Source organism: Mesorhizobium sp. WSM4847 (assembly GCF_055811335.1).
The window spans coordinates 57,435-71,341 of record NZ_JBVVPY010000010.1 but is presented as its reverse complement, the minus strand read 5'-3'; the positions used below and the strand labels follow the sequence as shown (position 1 = coordinate 71,341).

The 13,907-nt window shown below is 63.4% G+C and carries 10 protein-coding genes; 4 read left to right on the top strand and 6 right to left on the bottom strand.

Features of this window, described 5'->3' with window-relative positions:
• Positions 1-140: 140 nt before the first annotated feature.
• Positions 141-1,064 carry an N-acetylmuramic acid 6-phosphate etherase gene (gene murQ, locus AC0L28_RS16290; protein ID WP_473478702.1) on the bottom strand — a complete coding sequence of 308 codons (924 nt, stop codon included), beginning with the start codon at positions 1,062-1,064 and terminating at the stop codon, positions 141-143.
• A 170-nt stretch (positions 1,065-1,234) separates the two neighbouring features.
• Here murQ and AC0L28_RS16285 point away from each other — a divergent pair, with 170 nt between their 5' ends.
• Together AC0L28_RS16285 and AC0L28_RS16280 are read left to right on the top strand one after the other, a co-directional pair.
• Positions 1,235-2,344, top strand: a complete 1,110-nt coding sequence (locus AC0L28_RS16285) for a carbohydrate kinase (RefSeq protein ID WP_473478700.1) — start codon at positions 1,235-1,237, stop codon at positions 2,342-2,344.
• Between the two features lie 47 nt (positions 2,345-2,391).
• The gene (locus AC0L28_RS16280) at positions 2,392-3,318 is read left to right on the top strand and encodes a pseudouridine-5'-phosphate glycosidase (RefSeq protein ID WP_287245378.1); all 927 of its coding nucleotides are present in this window, start codon (positions 2,392-2,394) and stop codon (positions 3,316-3,318) included.
• Here the strand turns inward: AC0L28_RS16280 and AC0L28_RS16275 are convergent.
• The 5 genes from AC0L28_RS16275 to AC0L28_RS16255 are packed head-to-tail and all read right to left on the bottom strand — an operon-like array spanning position 3,311 to position 10,843.
• Positions 3,311-4,645, bottom strand: coding sequence for a VWA domain-containing protein (locus tag AC0L28_RS16275; RefSeq protein WP_473478697.1), 1,335 nt, complete (start codon positions 4,643-4,645; stop codon positions 3,311-3,313). The two genes, AC0L28_RS16280 and AC0L28_RS16275, sit on opposite strands and share 8 nt — an antisense overlap.
• Complete coding sequence (locus tag AC0L28_RS16270; RefSeq protein ID WP_473478695.1) at positions 4,638-6,896, bottom strand: DUF5682 family protein; 2,259 nt, start codon at positions 6,894-6,896, stop codon at positions 4,638-4,640. Before AC0L28_RS16270 ends, AC0L28_RS16275 begins: the two co-directional genes overlap by 8 nt.
• A gap of 6 nt (positions 6,897-6,902) precedes the next feature.
• Positions 6,903-7,982 (bottom strand): ATP-binding protein, encoded by a 1,080-nt coding sequence (locus tag AC0L28_RS16265; RefSeq protein ID WP_077381511.1) that lies wholly within the window; start codon positions 7,980-7,982, stop codon positions 6,903-6,905.
• Between the two features lie 18 nt (positions 7,983-8,000).
• Complete coding sequence (locus AC0L28_RS16260; protein WP_473478692.1) at positions 8,001-9,446, bottom strand: DUF5691 domain-containing protein; 1,446 nt, start codon at positions 9,444-9,446, stop codon at positions 8,001-8,003.
• Positions 9,443-10,843 carry an SWIM zinc finger family protein gene (locus tag AC0L28_RS16255; RefSeq protein ID WP_128171921.1) on the bottom strand — a complete coding sequence of 467 codons (1,401 nt, stop codon included), beginning with the start codon at positions 10,841-10,843 and terminating at the stop codon, positions 9,443-9,445. The genes AC0L28_RS16260 and AC0L28_RS16255 overlap by 4 nt, the downstream gene beginning before the upstream one ends.
• A gap of 454 nt (positions 10,844-11,297) precedes the next feature.
• Between AC0L28_RS16255 and AC0L28_RS16250 the strand changes: the two genes are divergently transcribed.
• Together AC0L28_RS16250 and AC0L28_RS16245 are read left to right on the top strand one after the other, a co-directional pair.
• Entirely contained in the window at positions 11,298-12,272 is a 975-nt protein-coding gene (locus tag AC0L28_RS16250; protein ID WP_027152561.1) for a sugar-binding transcriptional regulator, read from the top strand.
• A gap of 44 nt (positions 12,273-12,316) precedes the next feature.
• A complete protein-coding gene (locus AC0L28_RS16245) occupies positions 12,317-13,762 on the top strand; it encodes an ABC transporter substrate-binding protein (RefSeq protein WP_128167495.1) in 1,446 nt (481 codons plus the stop codon).
• The last annotated feature ends 145 nt before the right edge of the window (positions 13,763-13,907 follow it).

The window sequence follows — 13,907 nt, the reverse complement described above, 5'->3', positions numbered from 1 at the left end:
GCCGACCGATGGGCGAATCTCGATAATCCCGCTGTCGAAATGATGTCGGATGGATCCGTTTGGGGAGCAAGGTCTCCCATGCCCCTGCCTTTGTCGAAGTCGATCCATCCTGTATACTGGTATACCGGTATCCAGACAGCTCACGCCGTCTTTTTGCCGATCGCCTTTCGCAAAAACCCGCCCGCATTGTCGAGCGCCTTGCGCGCCTCTTCGATGCCCATCCCGGTGATCGTCACCAGTATCGCCAGCTTGACGTCTTTGCCGGTCTGGTCGAGCGCCCGTCGTGCCTGCTGCGCTGTGCAGCCGGTGGTCTGCATCACGATCCCGACCGCCCTGGCGACGAGCTTCTTGTTGCTGGGATTGAGGTCGACCATCAGGTTCTGATAGCTCTTGCCGATCCGGATCATGCTGGCTGTCGTCAGCATGTTGAGAACCAGTTTTTGCGCGGTTCCCGACTTCAGCCGGGTCGAGCCGGCGAGAACCTCGGGGCCGACAAGCGGAGAGATGGCGATATCGGCAATGCCGGCAATGACTGACCTGGGGTTGCAGGAAAGCGCCACCGTCGTTGCTCCCACCTGCTTTGCATAGGTCAAGCCGCCGATGACGTAGGGTGTGCGGCCGCTGACCGCGATGCCGACCACCACATCGTCGACGGTCAACTTGATGTCCTGCAGTGCCTTGATGCCTTGTTGCGGATCATCCTCGGCGCCTTCCACAGCCCGCACCAGCGCATTCGGGCCGCCCGCGATCAGGCCGAGCACCATGCCCTCGGGCACGCCGAATGTTGGCGGACACTCCGAGGCGTCGAGAACCCCCAGCCGGCCGCTCGTGCCGGCGCCCATATAGACAAGCCGCGCGCCTTTTTGAAACGCACCAACGATCCGGTCTACCGCGGCAGCAATTTCCGGAATGACCTTCTCGACGGCGGCCGGAACGCCGCTGTCCTCGTCATTGATCAGGCGCAGAATCTCGATGGTCGGCAGCAGGTCGATATCCATCGTCCTCGGGCTCCGATCCTCGGAAACCAGCCGCTCCAGGTCCGCCATCAATTCCTGTTCGTTCATCCGCCTGCTTTCAAACTTCTTGCCATCGGCAACAAGTAATGTGATGCGGCGCCGGGCGTTGACCAGTACCAGCGACTGGCATTGATAAGCTCGCCAGCCAAACAAACGTTGACAGCATCATCTGTTGTTGTTCAAAGATCAACATGAATTGGGCGGGCCGGGGTGAGGCGATGGACGACCTTGGAGCACAGGAACAGGCAGTGCTGGATCTCATTGCGGCGAACCCGTTCGCCGGCCAGCAGGATATAGCGACCGCGCTCGGCATTGCCCGCTCGACCGTCGCGGCCCACATCGTGCAGCTCGTCAACAAGGGCTACATTCTTGGTCGCGGCTATGTCTTGCCGGCCTCCAAGCGCATGATCTGCATCGGCGGCGCCGTCCTCGACCGCAAGTACCACGCCAGGAAGGATCTGATCTTCGGGACGTCGAACCCGGTCGCCGGCTACCGCAGCTTCGGCGGCGTCGCCCGCAACGTCGCCGAGAACCTTATCCGCCTCGGCGTCGACATAAGCTTCGTTTCGATTGTCGGCGACGACGAGACCGGCCGCTCGCTGGTGCGGCATCTGCGCGACCTCGGCGCCGACGTCAGCCAGGTCATCACGTCAACGGAGCGGCCGACGGCGGAATATGCGGCTATCCTCGATCTCAACAACGATCTCGTGCTCGGCATCGCCGACATGGAGATCTTCGATCTGTTTTCGCCATCCTGTCTCGACCGTTTCTGGCCGCATCTGGCTTCGGCGAATTGGGTGTTCATCGACTGCAACCTGCCGGCCGCGACGATCGCGGCGCTGATGTCACGCAAGCAGGGCGCGCGCTTCAAGCTCGCCGTCGACACGGTGTCGTCGCCGAAATCGGCGCGCCTGCCGAAGGACCTGACCGGCATCGACCTTTTGTTCACCAACCATGACGAGGCCAATACGATGCTTGGCATCACCGATGCCGACAAGCGGCTAAGGCCGAAAGAGGCTGCGGCGGCGCTGCGCGTGGCCGGCGCCAGCGAGGTGATCGTGACCATGGGCGCGCATGGATTTGCGGTCGCGACCGAAGGCGGCGTGGCAACGATGCGTTCCGTCCCGGCCCGCGCCGTCGACATCACCGGCGCCGGCGACGCGATGATTGCCGGCACCATGTACAAGGTGCTTTCGGGCGATCCCGTGCTCGATGCAGTGCGCACCGGCGCGCTGCTCGCCACGCTGACCACCGAGAGCGAATCCAGCGTCCATCCCGACCTGTCGCCGCGCTTCCTCACCGCCGGCATGTACCGCATTCCCGCCTGAAGCCAGACGACCCTGAACGCGAGCCGAACCCTGAAAGCGAAATAACGATGAAACCTTCCCTTCTCCATCTGAACGACGAAGTCGCGGCAGCACTTCGTGAAGGCCGCGCGGTGGTGGCGCTGGAATCGACGATCATCACCCACGGCATGCCCTATCCAGCCAATCTGGAGACTGCCCGCGGCGTCGAGACCGTGGTGCGCGAGAATGGCGCCGTGCCCGCCACCATCGCGGTGGTCGCCGGCAAGATCAAGGTCGGGCTCGACGACCGCGAGCTGGAGCAGCTGGCAGCGGCAAAGGACGTGGTCAAGGCGTCCGGGCGCGACCTCGCCGCCATTATTGTGGGCGGCGGCTCGGCCGGAACCACGGTTTCGGCGACGATGCGGATCGCTGCATTGGCGGGCATCGGTATTTTCGCGACCGGCGGCGTCGGCGGCGTGCATCGCGGCGCCGAAGCCAGTTTCGATATCTCGGCCGACCTGACCGAACTCGGCCAGACCGGCACGACCGTCGTCTGCGCCGGCGTGAAATCGATCCTCGATATTGCAAAAACGCTGGAATATCTGGAGACCCAGCGCGTGCCGGTGATTGCCTACCAGAGCGACGACTTTCCGGCTTTTTATACGCGCTCCAGCGGACTTAAAGCCGATCACCGCCTCGATACGCCGCAGGACATTGCGCAGGCCATGCTGCTGCACGAGCAGATCGGCTCGGGCACAGGCATCCTCGTCGCCAATCCAATTCCGCAACTGGATGCGCTCGATCCAGCCTTCATCGATGGCACGATCGCCGCGGCGGTGGCGGAAGCCGAAAAACGCGGCATCGGTCGCAAGGAACTGACGCCGTTCCTGCTCGCCCGCATCAACGAGCTTTCGCAGGGCCGCAGCCTGAAGGCCAACATCGCGCTGGTCCGCAACAACGCGGCGCTCGCTGCCCGCATTGCCGTGGCGCATGCGGGATTGAAGGACATTAAATAGCGGAACTGCCGGCCACAATCGCTGACCTGTCCAGCCGCTTTCCAGCCGCGACAGGAGTTCGGCAACCCTCTGGAACATGGGGCTCAGTCGTCCGCACCCTGGGCGCCTCGGTCTCGGCGCGAACCAGCTTGATGTCGGCTCCCGCCGCCCAGGCGCCGATATCCTCGCGGCGCAATGCCGCCGCCATCATGTCCGGAAACAGATCCGGCGTGCAGGCGAAGACCGGAATGCCAAGTGCGGCAACCGAACCTGCCATTGCCGGATCATAGCCGGGCCGGCCTTGGTCGGTCAGTGCCAGAAGCACGACGACATTGACGCCGGATCGAACCAGCGCCGCCAGCCGCCGCAGCAATTCCTGGCCATTGCCGCCCTCGTAGAGGTCGGTGACCAGCACCAGATGCGACTTGGTTGGCCGCTCGATACGGTCGGCGCAATAGGCGACGGCCTGGTTGATATCGGTGCCGCCGCCAAGCTGCACGCCGAACAGCACTTCGACGGGATCGCTGAGTTCTTCGGTAAGGTCGACGATGGCCGTATCGAAACAGACGAGCTTGGTGCGCACGACCGGCAGCGAGGCCATCACTGCCGCGAAGATCGAGGCGTAGACGACCGAGCTTGCCATCGAGCCGGACTGGTCGACGCAGAGAACGACTTCGTCAAGGTCGACTAGCCGACGCTGCTTGCGCATGAAACCAACCAGCCTCTCCGGCACGATAGTTTTGTGCTCGGGCTGGTAGTGGCGAAGGTTCGCCGAGATGGTGCGCTGCCAGTCGATTTCGCGCGCACGCGGACGGTTGGTGCGCTTCGATCGGTCGAGCGCGCCGCGTATCGCCTCGGCGGTTTTCTGCTCCAGCTTCTGCATCAGCTTGGCGACGATGTCGGCGATGATCGTGCGTGCGATGTCCTTGGTCTTGGCCGGCATGACCGAACGCAGCGAAATCAGGTCGGCGACCAGGTTGACGTCCGCCTCGATCGCCTTGAGGAACTCCGGCTCCATCAGCATCTGCTTCAGGTCCAGCCGTTCGAAAGCGTCCTTCTGGACGATCTGAACGACCTGCGCGGGAAAGAAGGAGCGAATGTCCCCCATCCATTGCGCAACGCGCGGTGCCGAGCGGCCAAGCCCGCCACGCCGCTTGCGCGGGTCACTGGCCGCCGCGCTGGCACCATCGCCGTAGAGAGCATCGAGTGCCGCCGAAAGTCGTTTGTCGTCGCTGGAAAGTGCCGCCGACGCCTCGTCATCGGCGCCGATCGCCAGGCGCCAGCGGCGCTCCCTTCCGGCATCTGCAGTGAGTCGGCCGGGCCCGTTCATTTCGCCCTCGTCATCCATTGCCGCTTCCTCCCCTCAGCAATGGTCCAAGCCGTTCCAGGTGTCGGCGCCATGCCTCGCCGCCATCCGGCGTCGGCGTCAGGCCAGCCGGCAAGCGCGCGGCACGGCCGAGAACCGCTTCGATCAGTCGCCGGCGCTCCATGCTGTCCAGATTGGAAAAGACGCGGCGCAGCAACGGCAGGTGCGCGATGAAAGCATCTTCGTCGAGAGATTTGAGCCAGGAATCGACCGCGCTGCGGAGACCTTCGTCATAGATCAGCCGTTGACCCGCTGTGCTGAAGAAGCCCTCGAAGAACCTCGCCGCCTCGGCGACTGGCGTGCCCGGCGACAGGCGTCGCCCGAGCAGCTCGGCTGCGGCTTCGGCGGACAGGCGGCCGGCCTCGTAGAGCAGGTGCGCGGCGCATCCGGCCAATAGCGCCGTCGCCCGCGACCCCTCGAGAACGGCAGCCAGCCCGTTGCGCCATCCGTTCAGCACGTCTTCCCCGGGCTCGACCAGCCTGATTGCCTCATCGGCCTTGCGCATCGCTCTAGCCAGCGTCGCGGCGGCCTGCTCATCCAGGTCGCGTGCCGCATAGGGAAGCGCGATCGCACCTTCGACGATCAGCCGCTCCATGAGGCCGGAAAGCCGGTTCGTCTCGGTTTTGCGCGCCTCGCCGTAGCGGATGATGTCGGCGAGCGGCGGCACCGAGGCCAGAATCTCCAGGCATTCGCTGCTGCGCGCCGCGCGCGCCTCCAGGGCCGTGAAACCGGCGGTCGATGCTTCCGACAGGCCTGCCGTGATGGCGCCCTGGACCAGTGCCGCAAGCGTATCGAGGGTTGCTGCGGCTTCGATCATCTGTATCAGGCGGCCGTTGGCAGCCTTTTCGATGGTCGGCCCGTAGATCAGGTTCTCCACCAGGCGAACGGCATATTCCGGCTCCCAGGCCAGGGTCCACCGCTCGCGGAACGTGCCACGGCTGCGACCGGCGTCCGTCAACCTGCCCCAATGCACACCAAGCACGTTCAGCCGATGCAGCAATGTCGAACGAAACAGCCCGCTGTCGCTTCGCAGGTCGACGGATAGTTCCCGCTCCAGCGCTTCAGGTTTCAGCCGCGCCGCCTTCTGGTTGCGCTGCAGATCCTCGATCAACGGCGCCAACGGCGTGTCGGATGGAATTTCGCCGACGTCCGCACCTAGAAGCAGCTCGGCCTCGACCACGGCCCACAGCAACGTTTCGCCATTGAACAGAGCCGCAATTGCGGCGTCGCGCAATTCCTCAAACCCGGGTTTCGGCCGCTCGCGAATCGCGGCGAGCGTGCGGGCGAGCCGCTCCGCTTCGATCAGCGAAGCAGTCGAGACCAGGTGACCCTTCACCCGCAGCACCGCTGCAATCATTGCAAGCCACAAGGTTGCTGCATCGCGCCGGCCGCGCGTGCGCCAGAGATGCTTGCACCAGCCGGGTGCGAGGACGCCCGCGCCATAGCCGTAGCCCAGCGCCAGACGCGGTCCCGTCCACGGCGCCCATGTCATCGTGCTCTTGCGCCTTGCAATCCCCTTAAGCAGGGCTTGATCGTTTTTCTGCATGTGTGTCGCCTGCAGTGCCGGCACATGCCACGCCCCGCAGACGACGGCGATAGGTCCGTCGAATTCCTTGCGCGCCGCAGCGATTTCGAGCCGCATATGCGCTTCGCGCTGGGCCTCGAACTGCGCGATCGAGCCTTCACCATCCCTCAGCGTTATCATCGCGTCGGAGATGGCGGCGAATATGGGGCCTGGTTCCGGATTCTGCTCGATGATGTCCGACCACCAGCTTTCGCCATCCTCATAGCCGGCGGCGCGGGCCAGCGTGCCTATCGGATCACGCCGATGCGGAGCCACATCATCACGCTTGCTTGACTCCTTCGCATCGTCAGCATCGACTTTTTCCGCGCCGTCGACCGCCGCTTCCGAGAAGCGCGCCGACGACGGCAGGTCGATGAAGCGCAACGCCGCCTTGTTGTCCACGGCCCAAAGGACCGCCTGATATTCCGGCGAGAACTCGGCGAATGGCCAGAAGCTTGTCGAAGCCGGATCCTCCTCCGGATAGCAAAGCAGTGCTACCGGCGGCTGCATCTCCGGGCGGGCCAGCAACGGCAGCAGCGCGGAGGCATCGATAGGCCCCTCGATCAGCACGGCGACCGGCTGCAAATCCTGCAATGCCTGCACAAGGCTGTCGGCGGAACCCGGCCCGTGATGGCGTATGCCGAAATAGGCGACGTCGCTGTGCCCCATGGCGCGTCAGATCGCTGCGTTCAAGGCCGCATAGTAGCCGGCGTAGTCAGGCCGCTTCTTGAGCACTGTTTCCAGATATTCTTCCAGCACTGCCTTGTCCTGGACCGGGTCTTTCACGATCGCCCCGACAAGGCTGGCGGCGAGACCTTCGGCGCCGAGCTTGCCGCTGTCGAACCACGCCGCCTGGCTCAGACCGCCAACCATCGTCGCGATCGCCTCGGCGGTCGACAGCGAGCCCGAGGGCGTCTTCAGCGTCACCTTGCCGTCGGCGGTCGCACCGGACCGCAATTCACGGAAGATGGTCAATACCCGGGCTATCTCCTCGCCGACATTTTTCGGCACCGGCAGGTCGAGCCCGCCGGCCATCTCGTCGACCCGCTTGGAGACGATCGCCACCTCTTCAGCCATGTCTTCCGGCAATGGCAGCACCACGACATTGAAGCGACGCTTGAGTGCCGAGGAGAGTTCATTCACACCCTTGTCCCGATTGTTTGCCGTGGCAATGATGTTGAAGCCGCGCTGGGCATAGATCGATGTGTTCAATTCCGGGATCGGCATCATCTTTTCGGAAAGTACGGTGATCAGCGTGTCCTGCACATCCGAGCCCATGCGCGTCAGTTCCTCGAGCCGGCAGAGCTTGCCGGTCTGCATGGCGCGGTACAGCGGCGTCGGCACCAATGCTTCCTGGCTCGGGCCCTTTGCCAGAAGTTGCGCATAGTTCCAGCCATAGCGGATCTGGTTCTCGTCGGTACCGGCCGTGCACTGCACGATCAGCGTCGAGTCGCCCATGATGGCGGCGGCCAGATGTTCCGACACCCAGGACTTGGCCGTTCCGGGAACGCCGAGCAGCAGCAGTGCGCGGTCGGTGGCGAGCGTTGCCACCGCGGTCTCCATCAGTCGGCGGCGACCGACATATTTTGGCGTTACCGGCGTGCCGTCACCGGCCTTCCCGCCCAGCAGATAAGTCAGCACAGCTTGTGGCGAGAGGCTCCAGCCGGCAGGCTTTTGCCTGTCGTCACCGCGCGCCAGCGCCTGCAATTCAGAGGCATAGGCCTGCTCGACCGGGAGACGGATGGCAGCGTTCATATGAATTCTCCGGATTGATCATGTGTCGGTTCTAGACTGATGTTCGGCCAGCGCCGCGTTGAGACGCAGGACACTGAGTGATGGGGCTGCGGGCGGCATGCCGGCTGCGACGACCTCGTCGATCAATTTTGCTGCCGTGGTCGCCGTGGCAAGGAAGCAGATCGTTTCCAGTATATCGTCGGCGCCTCGGCGCATGGCGTCGTCGGTTCCCGCAACGGCGGAACGCAGCGCCGCAACAGCCGACCCATTCGAAAGATCGTCCCATTCCAGCCAGCCAGCATCAATGCCTTCCGCCAGATTGATCGCGTTGAGGTAATTCGCTTGCTTGAGGATCAGCCGGACGAGGGCTCGTTTTCTGCGACTGTCCAGGCGCGGCGTGAGGTGCAGTACGAACAGCGCTGGCTTGCCGCCATCGGCGACAAGTGCGTCGGCCATATGCGTCACCGCGGCGTCGCTCCCCGAAGCGGCGACCATTCGTGCGATCAGGATGTCGGCATTGTTGTCGGCGCCGAATTGCCAGGCGCCTATGAACTCAGGTTCGGTAGCACTGAACCGCGCGGCCAGGTCGACGAGATTGCAGGTCTCGAACAATTCGGCGCGACGCGTTTCCTGCGCCGGCGATTTCAACTTCGCCGGCGTGTAGATGCTGCGGCGGCGGATGAAGCCGGATTTGCCTTCGCTGATGAAAGCGGCGAGTTCAGCTGCGGGATCACCCGGTCCGCCAGCGTCTGAACGGCCGTGCTCTCCCAACCTTGCCAGCAGCCGGCCAGCCAGTTCGCGCACCTTGCCGGACCTGTCGGCGGAGAGGCTTTTAAGGAACGGCGCGTCCTCAGGATTCAGGCCGAAGCGCATGAGTTCGACGAGCGCAAGCCTGACCTCGGCGGGCTCGCCCGACGCCTTGGCCTCGATCAGCAGTCGAGCCGAAGCCGGTTCACTGCGGCGCATGTCTGCCAGCGCGATGCGTCGCGCGGCGGGATAGAACTCATCCCAATTTTCCGCCGTCAGTTTCTCTTGCGGGGCATGTCTCTCCCCGTCCACGCTTGCTTGCCAGTCGATCCAGGGGGCGTAGACGTCCGGACTGTTCTGATCCGACGCGACGGGCATCCAGTCCATCGGATGGAGCACAAAGCCGCGGCTGGCGACAAGCGTCACCACGCGCGTCTTGCGTCGCGCGTCGACGGCATGTTTCAGAGCGGCTCTCAACAGCGGCCGCAACCGCTCCGGCAGCATCGGGAGCGCAAGCCTGGGCAGCGGCGGCCGGCGCTTGAGCGTCTTCGGCGCCGCCGGCCGCAGGGCGACGTCGAGCGCTTGTGCTGCGATTGCCAGGAGCCGGCGCTCCTGCTCGTCGGGACTTGCACCGCCGGCGATCGTCTTCCAGGCGGTCGGAGCCAGATCGAAGGTGGCTCCGCCGGTGATCCAGCAATCGCGCATTGTCGCCAGGCCTGTTTGCTCGCCCTCGTTCACGACAGGTCAAGCCTCCCGAATCCGCTTTGAGCCGCCAGAAGGTCAAGCCGGGCGCCATCCCAGAGCGCTGCCGTGGCCGCAAGGTCGAGGCCGAGCAATGTTTGATTGACAGCGCCTGCGATCGGCAAGGCGATCCCTTGCGGATCATCCGCGGCCTGCCACCAGCCTGTGCCGCGGTCATCGACCAGGATCGCACCAGGCGGCAGTATGAGAGGACAATCGGTAATCCAAGGCGCAGCATCCTGATAGGATGCATGCGTGGCGAGTGGGTCCTTTGCAGCGCCAAAGCTGAAATCAGGCCACGCGCCGGACGTCACCTCACCCATGCGCTCTGCCACCAATGCGCGCAGCGGCTTGCGTGATGGATAGAAGACCAGCCGGGCATCGAAACGATCGCCCGGCGCAAAAGCGTTGGACCGGCGTCCGGCAGAAGCCGGAAAATAATCGAGCAGCACGGCAAATTGCGGGGTAGCGCACTTCAGATCGAGCAGCCAGGTCGAATGGCTGACGAGACCGTCACGGCGGCTCTCGATCTTCTCGCCCAGAACCTCCCAGAAGCTTTCGACCTGTCTTGCATCCGGATTGGCCAGAACCTGTTCGCGGGTTTCAGAGGTCGATACGAGGCGCTTCAGCTCTGGGTCGTCGGGCGACGCCCGCCATGCCTTGGCCAGCAGCACAAGCTTGCCAAGCTCACGGATCGCCGCATCCGGTTTTTCTTCGCTGCGCAGCGCCATCAGCCGCGAAGGGATCTCGTCGATGCGACCGGCAAGCGCGGTTGCCTTCATGTCGACCAGCCGCGCGGCAATCCGGCGGCAACGGTCGCTGCTGCCGTCGACAAACCCGGAAAGACCAAGCCGCAACTGGTCGGCGATCCATTGATCGAGTTCATCGAGCGCCGCCGACACTGCTTGTCGTGTGTCTTCCGCCCGCTTGCGCTGCGCAGCCTCACGACGCTCCACCGCCGCACCGTCTTCGACGGCGGCGCTGTCGTCCGTCCGTGCAGCCTCATCAATGCTTTTGGCTGCCACACCTTCTATCGGTTGCGCTGGCGGTGGCGTCGTCTTCCTGCGCCGGCCAAGCCAGTCATTCACCCATTCAGGCGAGGATTCAGCGGCTGCAAAACTGGCTGGCGCGGTGGCGGCAATCCACATCAGCGCCAGCGTGTGCTTGCACGGGAATTTTCGCGACGGGCAGGTGCATTTGTAGCCGTGATCGCCGGTGTCGACCACCACCCGATATGGATTGGAGCCGGAGCCCTGGCATTCACCCCAGATGAGCGCCTGGGGCTCATGCTTTTCGAGCCGCGGCCAGTTCGATCGTTTGGTCAGCTTGGAGGCGGCGCTCAGCGACGCCTGATCGGGAGCAAGCGCCTCAATGGTCTTCAAATCGAATTCCAAGCCGCGCCCCTCGTGACTCGAACCAAACACCTGTCGCCAGGATAGATAGCCGTTCGTGAAGAATTATTGTAGCTCTCGCAATGTGAAGATCGATACTTCTCGGCCCCTGTCCTCCTTGCCCGAATTCGCCTGATCCGCAAGCGAGCTCCACCGCCATTCGGCGGGCAGAGCATTTTCAGCAAATCGGCGGTTGGCGTCGGTCAGCCCAGTTATGCGCTCATTGAACGGGAGCAGGCCTTTGCGGCCATGCAACTGGTTCGCTTGGAGCGAGCCTTTCAGCCTTTGCCCTTCAGGTCGACAGGCATGGCATTTCAGACTGGCACCGCCCTGCACGATGGCTGCTTCAGTAGGCCTTTTTTGCCCTCTCAAGGTGATTTGAACGCTGCGACGCTTGACTCCTGGGACACCTTGTGAAAAATTTTGCATCACCTGATAAAAATATCTTAGGGCGGAAATGGTTGGTTTTGGAAACGGCCTCCTGCGCGACGATGAAACCAGTATGGCGACGCGCGCCGCCTGGCTCCATTATGCTGGCGGGCTGACCCAGTCGGAGGTTGCCAAGCGGCTTGGCCTGACCAGCCTCAAGGCGCATCGCCTTATCACCAAGGCCAATCAGGAAGGGCTGGTCAAAGTCTATATCGACGGCGAAGTGTCGGAATGCGTCGCGCTTGAAGACGATTTGTCCAGCCGCTACGGCCTCGATTATTGCGAGGTCGTTCCCGACTTCGATGGCGAGGACTTGCCGCTCAAGGCGCTCGGCATCGCCGGCGCGCAGTTCCTCAAGCGTGAGATCGAACGCGGCGAGGATACGCTGATCGGCGTCGGCCATGGCCGCACGCTCGCCGCCTGCGTCGAATATCTGCCGCGCATATCGGCCGAAAAGACCCGATTCGTCTCATTGCTCGGCGGCCTGACGCGCAAGTTCTCGGCCAATCCGCACGACGTCATTCACCGCCTGGCCGAACGGACCGGCGCCGAAGCCTATGTGATGCCGGTGCCGATGTTCGCCAACACGGTCGAGGATCGAACCGTGCTGCTTGGGCAGAAGGGCATCAGCGAGGTTTTTGATCTCGGCAAGGCCGCCGACCTGCTCATCGCCGGCATCGGCACTGCCGAGCGCGAGGCGTCGCTGGTCGCTACCGGAATGATCGAGAAGGGCGAAATGGAGGAGATCCGACGCAACGGCGGTGTCGGCGAACTGCTCGGCCATTTCTTCGACGATGCTGGAAAAGCGGTCGAGACGACGCTTTCCAACCGCGCGCTGGCGCTGGCGCGCGAAGACATCAGCAATCGCAGGATTGTCGCCGTTGCCGGCGGCAAGGTGAAGGTTCGTGCCATCAAATCGGTGTTGGAGGGCCGCTATCTCAAGGGCCTGGTCACCGATGAGCGGACGGCGCGAAAACTCGTGGAGCAGACGCCGGTCGGGTAGCCGGCAGCCATTCGATTGAAACTACCCTGTGGAGGAGAAGACAAATGCATGAGAAAGAAAAAGACCTGATCGACGCGTTCCTGCGCGGACAAGTCGATCGTCGTGGGCTGATCAAGGGCCTTGGCGCGATGGGCCTTGCCGCCGGCACGGCCGGAACGCTGCTCAACCTGGGGCAGACCCGTGCGCTGGCGGCGGATTTCGACTGGCAGGCGCACAAGGGCAAGACCATCAAGCTCTTGCTCAACAAGCATCCTTACGCGGATGCGATGATCGCCAACCTTGAAAACTTCAAGAAGTTGACCGGCATGGAAGTCGTCTACGACGTCTTCCCGGAGGATGTCTATTTCGACAAGGTCACCGCTGCGCTGTCGGCCAGCTCGCCTGAATACGATGCCTTCATGACCGGCGCCTACATGACCTGGACCTATGGCCCGGCCGGCTGGATCACCGACCTTAACGAGTGGATCAAGGATCCGACCAAGACCAACGTGAACTATGCCTGGGACGACTTCCTGCCCGGTGTCAGGAAGTCCTGTGCCTGGAACGGTCAGCCCGGCGGCGTGCTCGGTTCCGACGACGCCAAGCAGTGGTGCATTCCGTGGGGCTTCGAACAGAACAACATCACCTACAACAAGGGCATGTTCGACAAGGTCGGGGTCAGCGTTCCCGGCAATATGGACGAGATGGTCGCTACGGCGGCCAAGCTCACCAAGGATGTCGGCGGCGGCGTCTACGGCATCGGCGTGCGCGGCTCGCGCTCCTGGGCGACGATCCATCCCGGCTTCCTGTCGGCCTATGCCAACTTTGACCAGAAGGACCTGAACGTCTCGGCTGACGGCAAATTGTCGGCCGCGATGAACACCGCCGAATCCAAGGCCTTCCACAAGCAGTGGGTCCAGATGATCCAGGAGAGCGGCCCCAAGGACTGGTCGACCTACACCTGGTATCAGGTCGGCACCGACCTTGGCGCCGGCGCCTCGGCGATGATCTTCGACGCCGACATCCTCGGCTACTTCATGAACGGCGGCGACAACAAGATGGCCGGCAAGCTCGCCTTCTCTGCCTTCAAGGCCAATCCCGCCGCCAAGGCTCCGACGCCCAACATCTGGATCTGGTCGCTGTCGATGTCCAATTTCTCGAAGGACAAGGACGCCACTTGGTACTTCATGCAATGGGCATCAGGGCCTGAGCATGCACTGTTCGGTGCGACTGAGATGGACTTCGTCAATCCGGTGCGTCAGTCGGTCTGGAACGACCAGATGTTCCGCGAGAAGCTGAACAAGAGCTATCCGGGTTATGTCGAGATGTTCGACGTTTCGGCGCCCGGCGCCAGCATCAAGTTCACCCCGCAGCCGCTGTTCTTCGATCTGACCACCGAATGGGCGGCGACGCTGCAGAAGATGGTGGCCAAGGAAGTGCCGGTCGACGAAGGCCTCGACATGCTGGCCAGCAGCGTCGACGGCCAGCTCAAGGAAGCCGGGCTCGGCTGAGTCCTGGCGGCCGGCCGGCCCGCTGCTGCGGGCCAGCCGGCCATTCCACTGCGAATCGGCGCCTGGAGCATCGGACCCAAATCGGTTTTGGGAAATTCCGATGTTCAAACAACGGCGGTGCCGCCACTCGCCCAACCGGCCGCCT

Bases quoted from the DNA above. Each gene is read 5' to 3' on its own strand.
- murQ (WP_473478702.1), bottom strand. From the start codon at position 1,064: ATGAACGAACAGGAATTGATGGCGGACCTGGAGCGGCTGGTTTCCGAG.
- AC0L28_RS16285 (WP_473478700.1), top strand. From the start codon at position 1,235: ATGGACGACCTTGGAGCACAGGAACAGGCAGTGCTGGATCTCATTGCG.
- AC0L28_RS16280 (WP_287245378.1), top strand. From the start codon at position 2,392: ATGAAACCTTCCCTTCTCCATCTGAACGACGAAGTCGCGGCAGCACTT.
- AC0L28_RS16275 (WP_473478697.1), bottom strand. From the start codon at position 4,645: ATGGATGACGAGGGCGAAATGAACGGGCCCGGCCGACTCACTGCAGAT.
- AC0L28_RS16270 (WP_473478695.1), bottom strand. From the start codon at position 6,896: ATGGGGCACAGCGACGTCGCCTATTTCGGCATACGCCATCACGGGCCG.
- AC0L28_RS16265 (WP_077381511.1), bottom strand. From the start codon at position 7,982: ATGAACGCTGCCATCCGTCTCCCGGTCGAGCAGGCCTATGCCTCTGAA.
- AC0L28_RS16250 (WP_027152561.1), top strand. From the start codon at position 11,298: ATGGTTGGTTTTGGAAACGGCCTCCTGCGCGACGATGAAACCAGTATG.
- AC0L28_RS16245 (WP_128167495.1), top strand. From the start codon at position 12,317: ATGCATGAGAAAGAAAAAGACCTGATCGACGCGTTCCTGCGCGGACAA.